The 18,580-nt window shown below is 57.5% G+C and carries 16 protein-coding genes and 5 pseudogenes; 9 read left to right on the top strand and 12 right to left on the bottom strand.

The features are described 5' to 3' along the window. The 9 genes from IPP88_20680 to IPP88_20720 all read left to right on the top strand — a co-directional run. On the top strand, positions 1 to 401 hold a 401-nt coding region (locus IPP88_20680), incomplete at its 5' end, for a hypothetical protein (GenBank protein ID MBL0125022.1). Further along, positions 398 to 673 carry a hypothetical protein gene (locus IPP88_20685; protein ID MBL0125023.1) on the top strand — a complete coding sequence of 92 codons (276 nt, stop codon included), beginning with the start codon at positions 398 to 400 and terminating at the stop codon, positions 671 to 673. The genes IPP88_20680 and IPP88_20685, both read left to right, overlap by 4 nt. Beyond that, positions 670 to 1,881 (top strand): hypothetical protein, encoded by a 1,212-nt coding sequence (locus IPP88_20690; GenBank protein MBL0125024.1) that lies wholly within the window; start codon positions 670 to 672, stop codon positions 1,879 to 1,881. Before IPP88_20685 ends, IPP88_20690 begins: the two co-directional genes overlap by 4 nt. 1 nt (position 1,882) lies before the next feature. Further along, positions 1,883 to 2,392: a glycosyltransferase gene (locus tag IPP88_20695; protein MBL0125025.1), complete on the top strand. Its 510-nt coding sequence runs from the start codon at positions 1,883 to 1,885 to the stop codon at positions 2,390 to 2,392. Next, positions 2,368 to 2,889 (top strand): glycosyltransferase, encoded by a 522-nt coding sequence (locus IPP88_20700; GenBank protein MBL0125026.1) that lies wholly within the window; start codon positions 2,368 to 2,370, stop codon positions 2,887 to 2,889. Before IPP88_20695 ends, IPP88_20700 begins: the two co-directional genes overlap by 25 nt. Then, complete coding sequence (locus IPP88_20705; GenBank protein MBL0125027.1) at positions 2,886 to 4,088, top strand: glycosyltransferase; 1,203 nt, start codon at positions 2,886 to 2,888, stop codon at positions 4,086 to 4,088. Before IPP88_20700 ends, IPP88_20705 begins: the two co-directional genes overlap by 4 nt. A 253-nt stretch (positions 4,089 to 4,341) precedes the next feature. Then, positions 4,342 to 5,322 (top strand): glycosyltransferase family 2 protein, encoded by a 981-nt coding sequence (locus IPP88_20710; protein MBL0125028.1) that lies wholly within the window; start codon positions 4,342 to 4,344, stop codon positions 5,320 to 5,322. A gap of 138 nt (positions 5,323 to 5,460) precedes the next feature. Beyond that, positions 5,461 to 6,198 (top strand): glycosyltransferase family 2 protein, encoded by a 738-nt coding sequence (locus IPP88_20715; protein ID MBL0125029.1) that lies wholly within the window; start codon positions 5,461 to 5,463, stop codon positions 6,196 to 6,198. 703 nt (positions 6,199 to 6,901) lie between these two features. Next, a complete protein-coding gene (locus tag IPP88_20720) occupies positions 6,902 to 7,381 on the top strand; it encodes a hypothetical protein (GenBank protein ID MBL0125030.1) in 480 nt (159 codons plus the stop codon). Between the two features lie 709 nt (positions 7,382 to 8,090). Here the strand turns inward: IPP88_20720 and IPP88_20725 are convergent. The 12 genes and pseudogenes from IPP88_20725 to rfbG form a co-directional block, all read right to left on the bottom strand. Then, a complete protein-coding gene (locus tag IPP88_20725) occupies positions 8,091 to 8,654 on the bottom strand; it encodes an oligosaccharide flippase family protein (GenBank protein ID MBL0125031.1) in 564 nt (187 codons plus the stop codon). Then, positions 8,555 to 9,262, bottom strand: a complete 708-nt coding sequence (locus IPP88_20730) for an oligosaccharide flippase family protein (GenBank protein ID MBL0125032.1) — start codon at positions 9,260 to 9,262, stop codon at positions 8,555 to 8,557. Before IPP88_20730 ends, IPP88_20725 begins: the two co-directional genes overlap by 100 nt. Before the next feature lie 421 nt (positions 9,263 to 9,683). Next, the gene (locus IPP88_20735; GenBank protein MBL0125033.1) at positions 9,684 to 11,012 is read right to left on the bottom strand and encodes a DUF4038 domain-containing protein; all 1,329 of its coding nucleotides are present in this window, start codon (positions 11,010 to 11,012) and stop codon (positions 9,684 to 9,686) included. 22 nt (positions 11,013 to 11,034) lie between these two features. After that, entirely contained in the window at positions 11,035 to 11,736 is a 702-nt protein-coding gene (locus tag IPP88_20740; GenBank protein MBL0125034.1) for a glycosyltransferase, read from the bottom strand. Beyond that, positions 11,729 to 11,923: a glycosyltransferase gene (locus IPP88_20745; protein MBL0125035.1), complete on the bottom strand. Its 195-nt coding sequence runs from the start codon at positions 11,921 to 11,923 to the stop codon at positions 11,729 to 11,731. The genes IPP88_20740 and IPP88_20745 overlap by 8 nt, the downstream gene beginning before the upstream one ends. 46 nt (positions 11,924 to 11,969) lie before the next feature. Then, positions 11,970 to 12,742: pseudogene (locus IPP88_20750) on the bottom strand (glucose-1-phosphate cytidylyltransferase). A gap of 81 nt (positions 12,743 to 12,823) precedes the next feature. Continuing rightward, positions 12,824 to 13,585 carry a polysaccharide pyruvyl transferase family protein gene (locus tag IPP88_20755; protein ID MBL0125036.1) on the bottom strand — a complete coding sequence of 254 codons (762 nt, stop codon included), beginning with the start codon at positions 13,583 to 13,585 and terminating at the stop codon, positions 12,824 to 12,826. 58 nt (positions 13,586 to 13,643) lie between these two features. Further along, on the bottom strand, positions 13,644 to 14,066 hold the full coding sequence (locus IPP88_20760; protein MBL0125037.1) for a hypothetical protein: 423 nt from the start codon (positions 14,064 to 14,066) through the stop codon (positions 13,644 to 13,646). A gap of 86 nt (positions 14,067 to 14,152) precedes the next feature. Beyond that, a pseudogene (locus IPP88_20765) lies at positions 14,153 to 15,446 on the bottom strand (glutamate-1-semialdehyde 2,1-aminomutase). A gap of 35 nt (positions 15,447 to 15,481) precedes the next feature. Continuing rightward, positions 15,482 to 16,772 (bottom strand): annotated as a pseudogene (locus tag IPP88_20770) (Gfo/Idh/MocA family oxidoreductase). After that, a pseudogene (locus IPP88_20775) lies at positions 16,769 to 17,316 on the bottom strand (dTDP-4-dehydrorhamnose 3,5-epimerase family protein). Before IPP88_20775 ends, IPP88_20770 begins: the two co-directional pseudogenes overlap by 4 nt. Positions 17,317 to 17,507: 191 nt before the next feature. Continuing rightward, a pseudogene (gene rfbG, locus IPP88_20780) lies at positions 17,508 to 18,478 on the bottom strand (CDP-glucose 4,6-dehydratase). Positions 18,479 to 18,580: the final 102 nt, after the last annotated feature.

Here is an 18,580-nt window from a genome sequence, read left to right on the forward strand (position 1 = left end):
AACGCGAATCCAGTGAAGGTGACAGCCTGTACTGGAAATATGAGTCGGCGATCAAATTGGCAGAAAGTCGCCTGGGATCAATCACCAACGGCGACGGTGAGATCTTTGCTGTGCGCCGTGCGCTCTACGAACCCATGGACGAGACAGTTATCAACGATGATGCCGAGCTCACACTGCTAATCGTGAAAAAGGGGCTTCGGGTTTTGTATGAGACAGGTGCGGAGTCCCATGAGTTTGCCTCGATTGAAATCCGCGACGATTTCTTCGTCAAGGTGCGGATGGTTGCAGGTGGCTTCAAACCATCGCGCGACATATGGCTTACTTGCTGCCGCCACGCAACTGGTTCACTCTCGCCTTCTTCTCCCACAAGATTTTGCGCTGGACGTCGCCGCTCTGGTTGATCGTGCTGCTGCTGGCCAATGTCGCGACGGCTATTCAATTCGGCGGCTTTTACAGCTTGCTGCTGATGCTGCAGATTCTGTTCTATGCCTTGGGTATCGCCGGCTGGCTGATGCGCAAGCGCGCCAGCCTGCCCACGTTTGTTTATGTGCCGTTCTACTTCTGCACCATGAACACGGCAGCGTGTTCGGGCTGTTCCGGGTTCCTGCGCCGGACGCAGCAGGTACAGTGGCGCAAGGCACAGCGCTCCCGTAAGATGAGGGAAGCTGCGTGAATCCAATCCTGACAATTCTGGTTGCCGGCGCCTTGCTGGTAACGCTGGCGCTCTGGGTGATCATCCGGTCGCGCAACATGCAGTACTGGATCGGGTCGTACCTTCGCGATGCAGGCAAGCGTGTGCCGCCAACTTGCGCCACGGGCGTCGATGTGTATTTCTGCTTCGCCGATCATTTCGAGCCCTATGGCTACGGCGCCGACAGCGGGCTCGCGTACGCTCGGGTCAAGCGGTGGACGGACAAATCTCCTACATTGGCGAAACAGCATCGCGACAGTGACGGCAATTATCCTGTGCACTCCTTTTTTTACCCGGCCGAAGAGTACGATCCGCGGGTCCTGGACCAGGTGAAAACGATCTGTGACCAGCGAATCGGCGATGTAGAAGTACATCTCCACCACGACAACGACACCGCCGAGAATCTCGAGCTTACGCTAAACAGATTTAAGACCACGCTATTCGAGCGCCACGGCTTCCTTCGCAAGGATGCTGCGACCGGCGAAATCATATACGGCTTTATCCACGGCAACTGGGCGCTGGACAATTCGCGACCCGATGGCCGCTGGTGCGGTGTCACCAATGAACTCGACGTACTGGTGCGTACCGGCTGCAGGTACGATATGACCATGCCCTCGGCGCCGAGCGATACGCAGACAGCTAAAATCAACTCGATCTATTTCGCCCGCGGCCACGACGGAAAGTGCAAATCGCACGACGCTGGCCGCGATGTAAAACGGGGCGAATGGGCCAAACCGGGTGAGCTGCTGCTTGTACAGGGGCCGCTTTGCTTCAACTGGAAGAGTCGCAAGTTCGGCGTTATACCGCGCATTGAGTCGGCCGAGATTTCGCAAGACACGCCGCCTTCCGCCGAACGGGTGGCACTGTGGGAAAGTTGCGCCATCGGCATTGACGGTGCTCCGGGCAACCTGTTCATCAAGATCCATACACACGGCGCGGTGGACGACACCATGGACATGCTGTTCGAAGGCGGCGGATTCGAGACGCTGTGGAATGCACTGGAAGCGCGCTTCCGAGACCGCCCGGGCTACCGGCTGCATTACTTCAGCGCCTGGGATATGTACCGGAAGATTCATGCGCTGGCCGCACCGGCTGGCGCAGCTCGACCGCTGGCCCATGCGAATCCTGCACTTGATCGAATCGCCCAGAGTTTGGCGGCGCGGAAAAGTCGCGATCGATCTCGCCAATGAAATGGCAAGGTCCCACGAAGTCACCATCTGCTGCGTCAAGATGTTGGGTGACCTGGCAGCGAGTGTGGATCCGCGGATTCACGTTGTGTGTCTGGACAAGGGCGAAGGCAACGACCTGCGCTTGCCGTTCAGACTTTCCCGCCTGCTGCGGGAGCGCAATATCGACGTAATGCACGCGCACAATTGGGGGGTGTACCTGGAAGCGGCGCTTGCCGGCGTGCTGGCGCGCACGCCCGTTTGCATCCAAACCGTGCACGGACCCTACATGGACTACGCGCCGGGCTGGAGTTCACAGCTGAAACGGCGTGTGCGGCACACGCTGGAGCGAATGCTGGCACCGTTGTTCGCGAAGATCGTTACCGTATCCGATTCAGTACAGACCTATATCCGCGAAGAAATCGGCATTCCGGGCTCACGCCTCGCCACCATTCACAACGGGATACAGGTGGATGAGACTGCCCACGCGCCAAAAACGGCGGCGAAGTTATCTGCATTACCGTCGGCCGACTAGCTACAATCAAAAATCAGGCGATGATGATTCGCGCCTTTCACGCCGCTGCTTGCGCCAATGCAAAATTGTGGTTGGTGGGCGATGGTCCGGAACGCGCGACATTGGAAGCATTGGCTGCGGAACTGGCGCTGGAGGATCGTGTGTCGTTTATCGGCTTTCGCCACGACGTCGCCGACCTGCTGTCGCAAAGTGACATTTTCCTGATGTCATCCAATTACGAAGGCGTGTCAATCGCGGTACTGGAAGCGATGCGCGCTTCGTTGCCGGTAATCGGCACGCAGGTTGGCGGAATGTCGGAAACAGTGAAACCTGATACCGGCGTGCTGATGCCGGCAGGCGATATCGCTGCCATGGCCGCGGCCATCAGGATGCTGGCTGACTCGCCCGAAAAGCGGCAGCAACTGGGTGCCGCCGGCCGTGAGTTCCTTATCACCGAGTTTTCGATCAACAACATGTTGACGAAATACGAGTTGCTCTACAAAGGAAATTCCGCATGAATCAGCCGCAGCGCCCTCTACGAATCCTCTACCACCACCGTACGCAGGGCCGCGGCGCGGAGGGCGTACATATCGTGAGCATCGTTCACGCACTCGAGAAAATGGGTCACCACGTGATGGTATTGTCGCCCTCGGGCGTCGACCCGATGAAGGCGGCCGGCGATGCCCCGGTCGACAAGTCGCCGGTAAAGACCAAAGGTATGCAGCGCGTCTGGAGCTGGATCAGCCGCAACCTGCCCAACTGGCTGTTCGAACTGGCCGAAATTGCCTATAACGTTCCCGCCGGGCGAAGGCTCGAGGAAGTGCTTGCCGCGTCGCACTACGACATCATCTATGAGCGGTACGCTTTCTACCTTCTGGCCGGTTCGCGCAAGGCCGCGAAATACAACATCCCGTTTGTGCTGGAAGCCAACGAAGTCAGCGGCATCAAGGACCGCGCGCGCAAGCAGAATTTCGAGAGGCTGTGCCGGCGTTTCGAGCGTTCGCTGTTCAGCCGCTGTGCCGGCATCCTGACGGTTTCCAGCCATTTGCGCGACCGCATCCTTGCCAACGGCGTGGAACCTGCGCGGGTGCGGGTCGTGCCAAACGCGGTGGATATCGAAAAATTTGCGCTCGTCAAGCGCGATCCCGGTCTCATAGCGCAACTTGGCCTCACCGGTAGCAAGGTGATGGTGGTTGCTGGCTGGTTCGACAAGTGGGACCGGCTTGATTTCCTGATGAGCGCGCTGGCAAAACTGACCGCCCCCTTTCCCGATGTCAAACTGTTGGTGGTAGGTGATGGCCCGGTGCTGGCTGAGGCGCGCACCAAGGCGGCCTCACTCGGGCTTGATAAGCACCTGGTGTTTGCCGGCGCTGTACCGCGCAAAGCGGTTCTTGGCTATCTTTGCCTGGCCGACATTGCGGTCTTGCCGCACTCAAACGAATTCGGCTCGCCGGTGGTGATGTTCGAATTCATGGGTCTCCATGTGCCGGTGGTGGCGCCCAGGCTTGCGCCCATCGAGGATGTGCATGTCGATGGCGAGACGGCGCTGCTGTTTGCGCCCTTGAAGCTGGAGGAACTAACCGACAAGCTGTCCGCGTTGCTTTCCTCAAGCGAGTTGCGCAAAGCCGTCGCCGACCGCGCCTATGCGCAACTGGTGCGTGAGCACACCTGGGAGCAGAACGCGCGGCAGATCCTGGATGTGGCTGGCAGGGCGTAACTTCCCTCCGGACAAACCAGCAAACTCCTGCATTGGCGCGGGTTTCAAGCCACTTTTCCTCGAAATGCGCGCCAGATGGCGATCTGCAACTTAGGATCGGGGCTGGCGCCCTCGCCAAACCGTGACGACTGTGCCAAAATTAATTTTATATTGATTTGTTACCGCAGATCGCGTAGCGAGCAAGCTGCCGGCCGCGCCGCCTTACCGCCACGTTTTCAGCCAATTTCCGGCCACACCTTTTGGAGCAGCCGCAATGTCGAAGGTTGACGTAATCATCCCGGCCTACAACACCCCGCTTTCGTACCTGGCCGATGCGCTCGCCAGTCTGATCGCGCAGACTATGGGCGACTGGTGCGCGTGGATCGTCGATGACGGCTCCGACGACAGCTATGGCGTGCAACTTAAGAGTCTGCTGGAGTCCTACAATGATAACCGCCTTAACTACCTGTACACGGGCCACAAGGGCGCCACCGGCTCGCGCAACGTCGCCATGGGGCGCGGCAGCGCCATATACATTGCCTTGCTCGATTCCGACGACGTGTGGCTACCGCATCATCTCGCGCAGCAGGTTGCGGTGCTGGACACGCGGCCGGATGTCTCACTGGCGCACAGCTATTTCACCATTATTGACGCAGACAGCCAAACCATGCCAACACCTGCGCCGCTGGTGGGACTCAATGAGCTTGATCTCAAGGGCGCCTTTACGCGCATACTGAAGCAAAACTTCGGGGGAGCGTCCACCGTTGTGTTGCGTCGGTCAATTCTGGAAGCGACCGGCGGCTTTGACCCCAGCTTTCCGAGCCTCGGTGACAAAGAGTGGTGGATGCGCATGCTAAATGCCGGTGCCAAGTTCTGGTATGAACCGGTATGCTCGGCGCTTTACCGAGTGCATCCGGGCAATGTCTCGCACAAGACGGGCCTGTTGCTCGACACGCGCCGCCGCGTGATCGAAAAAGCCGAGGCACTGGTGCGCGGCAACCCGCAATTTTCCAGCATTGATTGGCCGGTAATGCGCAGGGAAATGGCTCGTCACATGTACCGTGAGGCGGCCGAAGTCTACTTTTCTCTGGGCCACTTCAGCAAGGCTATAAGATATGCTGTGCCTTGGCGTGCTGGATTTTCACTTCGTACGTGCTCGCTAGCGGTGCGCGCGTGTTTCGCTGTCGTCGTTGCATTCCTGGCGGCGACAGTACATGATGTCACGGCGCTCATCGTCAAGCTGCTCGAACGCTGATACCGCCAGCACCAACAAGAAGCGAAATCAGGCCGGGAAGAAGATGCGCAGAATTGCCAGAGGGTCAAATCATGCTGCCGTGTTACACGCGCCTCGTACCGATCTTCAGTTGATTAACCTCACACGCCGCTAGCCGACATGTCCCAGGTCGATGTCATCATTCCGGTCTACAACACGCCGCTCCTTTTCCTTGACGAGGCGCTTGCCAGCCTGCGCGCGCAGAGTTTCACGGACTGGACGGCCTGGATCATCAACGACGGCTCTGCGGACGACTACACCGACAATCTTAAACACTCGCTGGATGCACTGAAAGATTCGCGTGTAGTCTACCTGGCGTCCGATCACAAGGGTCCGGCCGGTTCGCGCAACGTGGGACTGGTCGAAGGCGCTGCGCCATACATTGCGTTCCTGGATTCCGACGATTGCTGGCTGCCCGGCCACCTGGCAAGCCAGGTCGCGCGACTGGAAGGGGATTCGGCTCTTACGCTGGTTCACGGCCATAGCCGCATCATCGATTCAGACAGCAAACCGCTTCGCGCCGATCCGCCGATTGCCGGACTGAATGAACTCTCAGTGCGCGAGTGTTTCCTGCGCATGCTGAACCACAATTTTGTCAACGCATCCAGCGTGGTGGCGCGTCGCCGTGCGTTGGCCGAAGTGAGCTATTTCGACGGCAGTTTTCCCTGCCTGGTTGACAAGGAACTGTGGTTGCGTCTGCTCAACAGGGGTGCCCGGTTTTACTATGATGCCGAAGTGGTACTGTTTCATCGTGCATCCGCACAATATTTCCAAAAAGACGGACCTGCTTCTGGCGACACGCCACCGCATCATCGAGCAGGCAGCCGGTATTGTGAAATCGAACCCGATGTTTGCTGACATTGACTGGCCGGCGACCAGGGCTTGCATGACTCGGCATATGTACCGCGAAGCCGCCGAGGCCTATTACCTGCAAGGCCGCTATGGCGACGCAATCCGTTACGCCTCGCCTGGCTATGCGGGATACTCCCGTCCGCGCCGCGATGCTGGTGTTGCGTTCGTTGCTCGGCAGCGTACTGGGGCAGAATCGCCAAGAAGCACCGAAAACATCGTAGCCACACCGCCAAGCGGCAGTACCGCTGCGATCACGTCATCCAAATTGCTTTCATGCAGCGCCCGCCACACCACTCTCCAAGATGAACGGCCCCTTTGCATGATATAGCGATCGGGCACCTGCCAAAGACCAGCGCGATGCTGTCGAGCAGGATGCGGGTGGTGGCCACGCCCGCTTAACGGCTGTCGACTTTCGGCACCCAAATTGGGACGTTTCAGACGACCCTGTAGTTTTCAAGTACACCTGGCGAAGACATCGCTAGGTAGCCGGAATTGGGGGGGGGTGAACCGGCAGCGAATTTGATTTTTTCTCCCAGCAATCAAGTGCCGAGTTCCATCGCCGGCCTTCGCCAATGGGCAATATGTACCGTTCAGGGCTCCTTCCGATGCACCTTTCAATGACATCGAGGAGGCTGTTTGTCGTGGAGACATCTGCATCCTGCCCGCCATCATCCGCCACCCAAATCGGATCATGCCAGACTAGCCTGCAATGGTCATCGTCAATGCGTTCTGGTATGCAAAGCAGGATGGGACATCCGGTCGCTCTCGCCATGCGGGCTGCGCCAACGGCAAAGGGCGAGCGCTCGGTCGCTGCAAACGGACGGACGATTGCACTCCGGTGCTTCGCCGGATTCCATGGGGGATCGACGTACATGACCAAGGCACATCTTGTGGTCTTGAGGCGTCTAATGAGCTTGGCCCCGGACGCGGACTCCTCCCCAACCATAGCGAGATCAATTTCGCCCTCATGCAATACCCGCAGAAGACCCTCCATGGCGCGCAAATGAACGCGGTTGTTCATGAGGTGCGGATGCTGCAACTCGATCGGCGGAATCGGGCCAAGAAGCTGCACGACGCTCAGTGGCAATACTGTGGAGTCCAGCGCCCAGCAGCCTGGTTCGTCGCGAGCAAAATGTCCCATGGCCACGATGAACGATTTGTTGGTCGACAAAATCTTTTCCAGGGCTGAGCGATTTATCTGGCTGCATTCGCACCCGCGATACGAAAGTGGCCGGTATGTTGACCTGATGTGAACCGCATACTCCCAAATGGACCAATACAGTTTCTTCTGCGCAATTCGCCAACCTTGCGCCGGCGCGCTTCCATAAGCCGAAACGTAGTCACTCGCGATGTCGCGCCCATGAAACGAAAGGTACGCAAGAACCTGAGAGACAACTGCATAGATCCGCTTTCCAAATGGGACGGGAAGAAATCTCGCTACCGGCCGAACAAAGTAATAGAACAGCACGACAAAGAAGTACTCTTCCACAGGCTCGATGACCGCACGTACCGCTTTGAGCGTGACCCTCCGGGATGCGGACAAGCGCCGTTGCAAATTGATACGTTTAACTATACTGAATCTGACCTGTTGCCTTTCGACAGGAGTAAGACACAGAAACCATGCCGCTGCGGGCACCAAGGCTAGTAGAACAGCTACCTGTAAAGAAAACTGCCAGATTGGCAGCCGGATAGTATTTCTCGACAAGTGCGCTTGTCACAGCAAACGGCACACACGCAAGGAACGGCAACAGCCATGCGCTACGAAAGAATGTGCGAGCGATATCCCGGTGGCTTTTGCGAGGCACCTAGGAATAAATCCGACCCCCCACCAGTATGCTGGGTATAAGCGCACCGATGGCGACACCCCGAAACGCCGAACGGTCGAACCAACGCGATACTCAATGCAATGTTGCTGATGGCCTCAAAGGCCAATCCGGAATCAGTGCCCTGTGCCGGTTCATCCCAATAATGGACGCTATAGCGATGCCCCGTGCGCCACCAAGGAATACCATCAATGAAAGAATACGCAGGATTTCTCCAGAAATCGGCCCATATTCCTGCCCCATCCACAAGCTGACAAATGACTCGCCTCGAAACCAGAAAGTCACCGCGATCGGCGCTGTGGCGAGCGTCGCAATCCGAGCCGCGCTAACAATTTCCTGGCTAATGTCTTTGCTGCCCACCGATGTCAGCGCACTCACCCTGGGCGTCATCATCTTCGAGAGTGCGCTCGCGACTTTGCTTGCGTAATCGATGAGACTGCCGGCAATAGCAAAAAATGTGACGGCCGCGATCGGCAGGAACGCTGCAATGATCAGCGCGTTACTGTAGTAGATCAATAGTCCGAATACATGAATTAGGCTCAAAAAGCACTGAATGAAACGATGGTCTTGATATGCGGCATAAGAGAACCACGCAACTTCAGTCTGAGTGCCGGATAGATTCTGCGAACCGTTGTCCACGCCGCTACTCCATACAGGACCGATGCAGCGAGATGAATGTAACCCAGCGCGACCAGCCCGTATCCAGCATTCAATGCGATCACCACCGCGATGGTTCGAATGGCGGTGACGCCGACTTCCACGCCACTACTGATGTCGAATCGCTCAAGGCCTGTGACCACTCCTGCAAAGACCGCACCGATCAGCGTGGTTGCTACTGTAAGGCCGCCAAGTATGAGCGCGATGCGAGCTTCCAATACCAGTGTTTCCGGGATATTGAATAGGGTCGGTGAAAAGTAGGCAAATACACCGGAAAGCAATATTGCAAGCAAGCCCAGAATGCCGAACATCACGAGGCCGGCAGTGACGATGGATGAACATGCTTCATTGTCGTCCACGGCATAATGGTGAGCCACGTAGCGCGTCACGGCACCCCGAACCCCGAAGTCCAGGAGGCCCAGGTATCCGACCAGCGCCACCAGCAAGGACCACACACCGTAGGCGGTTGCGCCAAGGTGCTGGACAATGAACGGCGAAAGGAAAAAACTGACGATGGCGACGAAAAGGAATGCGCCCCAGTTCGCGATGGCGTTAACAAAAAAACGTGAAGGATTCTTTGATTTAGTCATAAGACTCGACTCTTCCCTGGCAGGGCACTACCATCTTTTGTGATGGATTGTGGTGTGCTCTGCTCCCTATGTAGACCAATATTAACTTGAAACTACGATGCTTGTGCTTGGCAAGACAGATACGGTGCGCACCTATTCAAATGCGGGCGTGGCGATTCTCGCTCTTGATGCTACGATTGCATTCAGCACAATGCGACCGTGAGTAGCCGGTCTCCATGACTTCCGCTGGTTTTCTTCGGCGGTGGAGCGCGAATGTTCTGATCGCCAGACCGCTACCTGACTCAATCCACCGCGAACTTCGCCACGGCCGCAATTCGAAATTTCGGCTTTCAAACCCAAGCATTGGCGAGCCTTTCCAGCCATTTGTGCCCCAAAAAGCCCGCCAATACTGGAGTTTGATTCCTGCTTCAGCCTGAAATGGCTATTTCCCTTCGATAACCAGCAGCCAGTCGCCGTAACCGCTGGAATTCTTGCCTGGTGAGGCAAAGTCAACGCCGCTGGGCGACAGGATCGGCGTGCCGTCCGCCGGCGGCCCACCGGCGGGATCGATCCACTGCGTCTTGATCGGCATCTTCAACTGCTTGGCGTCAATCACAACGGTCCGTGGAGTCGGGATATACACCAGCACGCGTCTTTCATCCATCGACAACGCAGCCGCAGCACGCTCGCTGTTGGCGCCCTCGCCTTTGACCAGAAAGCCATTTGATACAGGATGGAAATCGAACCAGCGGTATTGTTCCAGCTTTGCCCTTAAGCGCATCATGCTGCGGGCGCCATGGCTGTCCAACGATTTTTCCCAGATCGGATCGAAAGCCCAAACCGGCTTGTTGCCCATGATCTGCCCGCATGCGCCAGATAACATTGCCTGAAACGCCTGGGTACGCACAATCAATTCGCTGGCACCTGCGTTCTCGTACTGGCCCTCGATAAAAATGAATGGCAGCGTTGACGCGCGATACGCGGCAAGCGAGGAACGCACCACATTCTTCTCCGTCGTATAGACAGTGTCCAGGTCCAGCCACATCCCGTCCTTGTCGAGGAACGGCCGCGCCGTCGTCCCCCGCGCGCCGTGAAAGCTGTGCAGTGAGCCTGGCGCGGCTTCGTGGATGCCCTCCTGCAGCGCCAACATGCCCGCGCGGTCGGGTGGATTAAAGTCACCGCCATGCACCCAGATCACATTTTTCGCGTTGCGATAGCGCGCGCCAAGATAGCGACCGTACATGCGCATGCGTTCCAGCCCGGCCTTACGCACTTCCTTGTACCAGCCTTCGCTGCCCCCGTCGTAGCCAAGGTACGCTGGCGTCAGAAGCACGAGGAAGCCATGCTCGGCCGCCCGCTCAAGGACCCAGTCGACATGCGCGAAGTACTTTTCATTGGGCTTGCTGAAATCGCCGGCCGCCATAAACGGCGCATCACCGTAAGCATTGCGCGGTGCATCGCGCGCGACCTCGTGTTCGATGACATTGACCAGCAATGTGTTGAAGCCGCGCCGCCGCCGGTCCTCCATGTAGCGGATAACCTCTTCGCGTTTCAGCTGCACGATTAGCGACCATGCGGCGTCTCCGTGCATCAGGAACGGATTTCCGTCCTGGGCGGCCAGGCAACGATGCGCAGCCGTCCGCTGCAATGGGAACATGGCGGCGGCGGCAACAGCGGGCGTAGCAGACAGCTTTTGCGGCTGAGGTTGGACCGGCGCGCGCTCGCAGGCGGCCAGTAGCAGGAACGTGATAGCGAGGCTTCGTGCCCGCATTTTTTACGGCGTTGGACAAAGGTTATTTCGAAAATAGCGTCAGGAACTCGCGCCAGATCTTGGCGCGTTCCCAGCGCAGGTAGCGGATAGCCGATGCACTGGCACGGAATTTCTCGGCGAGCGAAACCGGCGAGCGCCAAATGCTGGACATTGCATCCATGTGCCATCGCAGGCGCAGCATCTTGATATATGACGTCGACTTCGGGTTGAAAGCCCGTTGCAGGTCACGCGGCGACAGCATCGACGTCAGAGTGGCCGGGCTCTGCCGGCGAAACAGCATGACCTCGGGCAGCAGCTTGAATTTTCCGTGGAGTGCCAGTTCGGCCATCAGCACCATGTCTCCGGCGGGATAGGTCCGGTCGAGCCCGGTTCGCTTGAGGACACCAAGCCTCACCAGACCACATTGCGGGTTGTTACGCGATAACTTCTGGCTTACCGCCTCGAAGCGTTCACTGGGACGCACCTGCTCGAAACTCGTGTCGCCTTCGTAGATTTCAATGCGCTTGCCATGCTCGTCCACGTATTCGGTTTTTCCATAGCAGAGGACGACGCCTGGATCGGCGCGCAATGCGGCCACGCACTTCTCCAGCATCGTCGGCGCGCAGTAGTCACTGGCCGAGGCCCACCTGAAAAGCTCACCTTTTGCTGCATGCATGGCATTCCAATTTCGCGGCAGGCCGATATTCTCTGGCTGGCGGATATAGCGAATGCGGCTGTCACGCAAGGCGTATTCCTGGCAGATCTCTCCCGGTGCGATCGGTGGACGTATTGTCCGAGATGACAATTTCAAAATCGGTAAAGGTTTGCGCAAGCAACGAATCGAGCGCTTCGCCTATGAAGCGCTCGGTATTGTATACAGGCACCCCGATGGAGATAACCGGGGATTTTTTTTGTGCTGGTTCACCTGACAATGCATTTACTCCTGGTCGATGCGGCCCGGCTGAACGATGGAATCGATCATTTCCACACCATCCATGGGCAATCGCCGCGGCCGGCCATCTGGTCATAGGTCATCTTGTCCTTCAGCGTATCCATCTGCTGCCAGAAGCCGCGGTAGCGATACGCCGTAAGCTTCTTCGCTGAAATCAATCGCTGGAAAGGCACTTCGACCAGTTCTTCCCCTCATTGATGTAATCGAAAATCTGCTCGCGCAGGCAGAAGTACCCTGCATTGATAGCAAATGTCGCATCGCTCATCGCGCCGAATGCCGTGACAATGCCGTCGCTCTCGGCCGTGACGCCATGAAAACTCTGCGGCGTTGGCACGGCGACAAAACTCGCGACCGCGTCGCCATTTTTGAATTTCTGGATGTGATCATCCAGGGGCAGGTCGGTAAGCGCATCGGAGTAGTTGGCAAGGAACATTTCGTCGTCGCCCAGGTATTTGCGCGCACGAAGCAGGCGCTGGCCAATGTTGGAGTTCTGGCCGGTATCGACGAACGTAATGCGCCACTTGTCGATGTCGCTCGACATGAGCTCGATCTTCTTGCCTCCCTCGGACATCACGAAATCGTTGGACATGCACTCGTTGTACTTGAGAAAGTATTCGCGTATCAAGTCACCCCGATAGCCCAGGCAAAGGATGAACTCGGTATGACCGAAGTGCGCGTAGTAACGCATCATGTGCCACAGGATGGGCCGGTGGCCGATACTGACCAGCGGTTTCGGAATGGTGTCGGAATGCTCGCGCAGGCGAGTACCCAGGCCACCGCAAAAAAGGACTACCTTCATAAGTTTCCCTCCGCTGGCTTCGTCAGTTTTTACGTTGGTTCCGGCCGTTTTTCAGCCATGGTTACTTTCATTTTCAATTACTCATCTTGCCATTGCCGCACGCGCCGGAATCAATGCTGCAAGACGGTCAAATCTGCCATCCAGTTGCGCGCGAAATTCGCGTGTAACCGCCAGCACACGCTGCCGGTTGCTGTCCGGCTCATTGACGACATCCTGCACGCGACGAAGCAATTGCGCAACGTCAAGCACACGCATGTCGAACGCCAGTTCTGCCATCCCCATATCGGCAAACTGTTGGCGCACCTTGCGAACGGCCGATATGGCCACCACCGGCGTTCCCGCCACCATGGCGAGAATCATCGCGTGCAGGCGCGAACCGACCACGACACGCGCGCCGGCGACGGCGGCAAGGTAGTCGTCCACGGTATTCACGTCGACCGCAATGGCGCGATCGATATCGCCTTTCATTCGCTTCCGTACCCGCGCCACAACCGGTGGATCCATTTTGGTCTGCGAGCAGACGTATCGCACTTCGATTCCCTGGGATTGCAATTGGTCAGCCACCAGTGCAAGTGCCGTCAGGTAGTGATCGTAACTTTCGTCCTCGGTGCCTGGCCACGCGCGGCGGGAAATCGGGCTGATGACAGCAAATGGCGGATTGTCCGGCATCCCGCCTTCACCACTGAGATGGAACGCCGGATCGGCGCATACATCCACAATTCGTCGATAACCCAGCCTTTCAAGCACATCACGCGAGCCGGGATCGCGCACCACACAAATCTCGGCAGCATTTAACGTGCGCAGGCAGAATCGCGCGCCGAGGAATGTGGACAGTTCATCCACCCCACGCCGAAGACAGCCACTGGCTTTTTCTGCCGGCGCGCAATGTGACTCCAAACCATCATGTTATATGGCTGCGCCAGGGTCCGCCCCAGAAATCATCGATCTGGCCACTTCCCGAGATCAGCAACATGTCGAGGTCACGCATGACTCGGCGAATGCGAAGCAACGAAGTGAATCTTCCGACGAGACGTGATAGACGCGATCCTTCCGCTGTTGTAACCGGCACGACTGAATTGTCGTTGTCGGCCGGCATCAGCATTTCAGTTTCGCCCGACGAAGCCATTGCCGGGATCTTGAACGAGCGAACGGTGTCGGCGGGGACCTGGCAGAGCCCGATAAACTCGATATCTGGCCGGCGGGCTTTCAAGGCTGCCATCACCGCCAACTGTATGGCCACGTCTCCCAGATTGCGGCTGACATACATGCCCATCAGCCCGATGCGGATTGGCCTGCCCGCAGCGGGCTCGCCGCCGACCGCCATGGGGTCAGCAACGCCCGCCGGGCGCGAAATATCGGGAAGCCCGTCGTCGCATCTCGTGCAGCATCGCCGGTTGGCCCCTGGCTAGCCTAGTTGAAGCGACGGTAGACCGGCTTGATGGGGCGGCCTTCAAGGTATTTTTCCACCCCTTCGTCCAGCGCTTTTCGATACACCACTAGTGCCTCGGATACGGCCTCGATGGTCTGGTCGACTGCGGCGTCGTCATGCGCATAGCTGATAATGAAATTGGGCGCCAACAGGCCGCGCCGCAGCGTCTGCTGCAGGAACAGCGTGCGGAAAGGCTGCGACGGCTTCTTGTCCGCGTCGCGCGTGCCATACAAATTGAACAAGGCCGGCCGTCCATGGTGAAGTTGTCTTGAAGTTTCAATTCCTCAACCGCCTTTCGAATGCCGGTGCGGAGGCGTTCACCCTGGCGGTACAGCGTGCCGATGACATCTTCAGTTTTATAAATGCCGATGATCTTCTTCACTACCGCCAGCGCTGATGATTCGGCGCCATGGGTGGTGGACAACAGGAACACACGCTCACGTTCATGATGGAGCCCGCCCAAGTCCATGACTTCGCGCTTTCCGACCAATGCAGAAATCGCAAAGCCGTTGCCCAATGCTTTGCCGAAGGTGGCCAGGTCCGGCTCGATATCGTAGACCGCTTGAGCGCCGCCAATGTCCCAGCGTAATCCGGTGACCATTTCATCGATGATGAACAAGGCACCGTTGCGATGTGCAAGATCGCGCAACTTGTGAAGGAAGCCATCTTTCGGCTCTTCGGTACGCGCAGCCTCCAGTAGCACACAGGCAATCTGACCCGGATTTTCGGCAAAGATGCGCTCGGCACCGGCGAGGTCGTTGTATTTGAATGTGACGGTTTCCTGCTTGCGCGCCTCCGGAATGCCGCTAGGAATGCCGGTCGTGATCATGAACCAGTCGTTATACGAAAAAATGGATGGTCCGAACAAAGCGCGATTTTGACGCGACCGGTATGTGCTCGCGCAAGCGTAATCGCGGCGGTCAATACCGTCGATCCGTCCTTCGCAAACTTGACCTGCTCGGCGCGCGGCAGGATCGACAGCAGTGCCTCGGCGGCCTCGACTTCAATCGAGGATGGCCGATTGAAATTGACACCCAGGCGCATCTGCGCGCAAGCGGCCTCGATGCAGCCCTCGTGGGCATGCCCCAGAGTCACGGCGCGCAAACCCATGCCGTACTCAATGTACTTCTTGCCGTCGCTATCCCAGACGTTGCAGCCCTTGCCACGCTCCATGAACGCCGGTGCATCCGCGGGGTACTGGTCATCACCCTTTGCATACGTGTGTGAGCCGCCCGGGATCAAGCGGTGCGCGCGTTGCTGCAGTGTTTCGCTCATGTTCAGTAATCCTGATTCGCAGTTTGGGTTGTGGGTTACGATTTGACGGGAAAGCGCGCAGTCTGCTCATCGCGCAGCTTGTCTACCAGGCGATCCGGTGGCAGCTTGATCATGTCGTATGTAATCGGTTGGTCTTTGGCGACGTCACCGGGTCATAACGCAATCGAGCGATACCGCCATTGGCACAAAGTTGCCTTTGCGGCACGTGTCGTAACGGTCAACGACACCATAGTTGGTGTAGCCGCCCATGCCGTCGAGGCGTTCGCCGACTTTCAGGTCCTTCTTGGCGTAGGCAATGGTGTCGCAGGTCGGCGCGCCTTTCGGCGTAATAGTCGGGTCATTGAACAGCACCGCGCGCGCCACGCTGTGCGGCAGTTGCATCGGCGGCAGGTGGTACGGCGTGTAGAACATGTAGAACGGTCCGTTTCCCATCTTCAGGTAGGCCAGCAGTTTGCCGCGCATCGGCTGTTCGTTGTAGCACATGACGAAGGCGCCGGTATGCGGCGCCGCGCCAAGCACATAGTCGACCAGGCCGCCGCTGGCGAAATCGGCCAATCCATACTTGCCCATAAGGTCGTTCACATGGGGACAAGGATAGCCGTTCATGCCACGAATAGCGGGCGAGAAACCGGTTGCGTTGCCCATGATCGCTGACTCGAGATTAAGCTTGGAACCATCGGCAAATGAGGCAACGATGGCGGCGTTGACATTGAACTTCTGTGCAAATTCCTGTTGCGTGGCGGGGGTGCGATATCGATCCAGCATGCCTTTCAACTGGCCGACAAGCATCGGCTGGCAGCCCATGCTTTCGACAAAACGGAAAAGGTTCATCATGACGCCCGGCTCATCGCCGTCGGTATAAGAATAGACCACGCCCGAGGTGTCTGCATAGGTCTTTAGTATGCAGCCGACGGAAGCATCGACTTCCGCGTTCAGCATGATGACGTGTTTGCCGTTGCGCAGTGCGTTGTATGCAACGCGCGTGCCAAATTCCGGGTCGCCGGTAACTTCGATCACGCATTCAACTGAGCCCGCGTCCCAAAGTATGGATGGGTCGTCGGTCACCACGTACTTGTTCTGCGAAATTGCCAGTTCCAGTGCCGCAGCGGAGGTCGCGCGCACGGTTTCCGTAACACCGGAATCGCGATAAACCTGCTCGGCCTTTGACGGTGTGCGATTGGAAATGGCGACCAGGCGCATGCCCGGTGTAGCCTGGATAATCTGCATGGCGATACATTGCGACATATAACCCGCGCCCACCATGGCGACCTTAACGGGGTTGTTTTCCTGCAGCCGTTTGGCCAGTGCGGTATCGGTGAGGATCATACGGTTTTCTCCTGGGAGTGCTCGAAATCTGGCCACGCGCGGTCGGCTTGGGATATTACATCAATGCTGCGCGGCCACTGGATGTTGAAAGTAGAATCGTCGAAGCGCACACCAGTCGCCGACTTGGGCGCAAAGATGTGCGAAGTGAAGTAAAGAACTTCGGTGTTGTCTGACAGCGTCAAGTAGCCGTGTGCGCAGCCTTCCGGCACATAGAGCATGTCACCGGCCTCGGGCGTGAGCGCTATGCCAAACCACTTGCGGAAGGTAGGCGATGTGGGGCGAAGATCGATCAACACATCGTAAGCGGAACCGCGCAGGCAGCGAGCCACTTTTACCTCCGCATGCGGTGCCCGCTGGAAATGCATGCCGCGCAGGGTGCCTGTGCGCGGACTAAACTGCGTATTGATCTGGACATGGACAGGATTAAGGCCATGGGCTCGAAATTCATCGTCGCACCACACGCGGGCAAGAAACCGCGATCATCCTCGCGCTTTTCCATGCCGATCACCCAAGCCCCGGCGATTTCCGTTTCGGTGAATTTCACTGCGTGGTCCGCTCCGTGTATTTCCATGCCGCGAAAATGTTCGTGGGTGACCTATCACGCGAACGTATATAGGTGTCTGTTTTTTGTTCGCCCAATAACATTCTAATTGTAACCCAATGAGCCCCCCCCTTTTAATGAACGGGCCCCCGCAATCCGCTAAACCTTGATCGTTTTGCCATGATCGACATCGATTAAGCGCTGATGGCAGCTTCGTACTCGCGGATTTGGGCGAGACTGATTGATGACATATCCTCTCCTCGCCGCCAAGCGCGATGCCAGGACAATGTGTTTTTGAGGGCCAACTCCAGCTTCCATCGCGGATGCCAATCCAATCTTGTCTTGGCCTTGGAACTGTCAAGTTTGAGGTAGTTTGCTTCGTGCGGCTGCGGCGAGGGATCACAATGCCAACTTGATCCTGGCACTAGGCTGCAAAGGCGCTCAACAATCCACTGAACCGGGCGCGCATCTGTTTCCTCAGGCCCGAAATTCCATGCCTCGGCAAAATCCTTGCCTTCTGTGCAAAGCCGCTCCGCCAATGTCATGTAGCCAGAGAGTGGCTCTAACACGTGCTGCCAGGGCCTGGTCGCCTTAGGGGACCGTATCGTTAGAGCGACGCCTGCGTCTAGTGCACGCAAGAAATCTGGAATGAGGCGATCCTTCGCCCAATCTCCGCCGCCGATTACGTTGCCTGCACGAGCGCTGGCCAATTGGGTTTCCGTGCCCTCAAAAAATGAGCGCCGGTATGAAGCAGTGACCAGTTCGGAACATCCTTTGCTGCTTGAATACGGGTCATGCCCACCTAGCGCTTCAATTTCCCTGTATGACCAGACCCACTCGCGATTCTCGTAACACTTGTCCGTCGTAATATTGACGACGGCTTGAATATCTCGGGGATTGCCGCGCAGCTTCCAGAAGGTTGACGGTTCCCATTACGTTAACCGAGAACGTTTCGACAGGTTCCTCGTAAGACAGGCGCACAAGTGATTGTGCCGCCGGTGCAACACGACTTGCGGTTTCGCCGCACGCATCGCCGATGTCAAAGCAGCAGCGTCGCGAATGTCGGCAATCGTGTTCGAACGCAAACGGGAGTTGAGATCGCAAATCGTAAAAAATCGGGCTGCGTCGGGGCAGCCAGCGCATAGCCGTGTACTTCCGCGCCCATGTCAGCTAGCCACAACACCAGCCAGCTCCCTTTGAAACCCGTGTGGCCCGTAACAAAAACACGTTTGCCCTGCCAGAAGCTTCGGTTCAATTCATATCCTTT

Source organism: Betaproteobacteria bacterium, from assembly GCA_016720925.1.
Lineage (GTDB): Bacteria > Pseudomonadota > Gammaproteobacteria > Burkholderiales > Usitatibacteraceae > UKL13-2.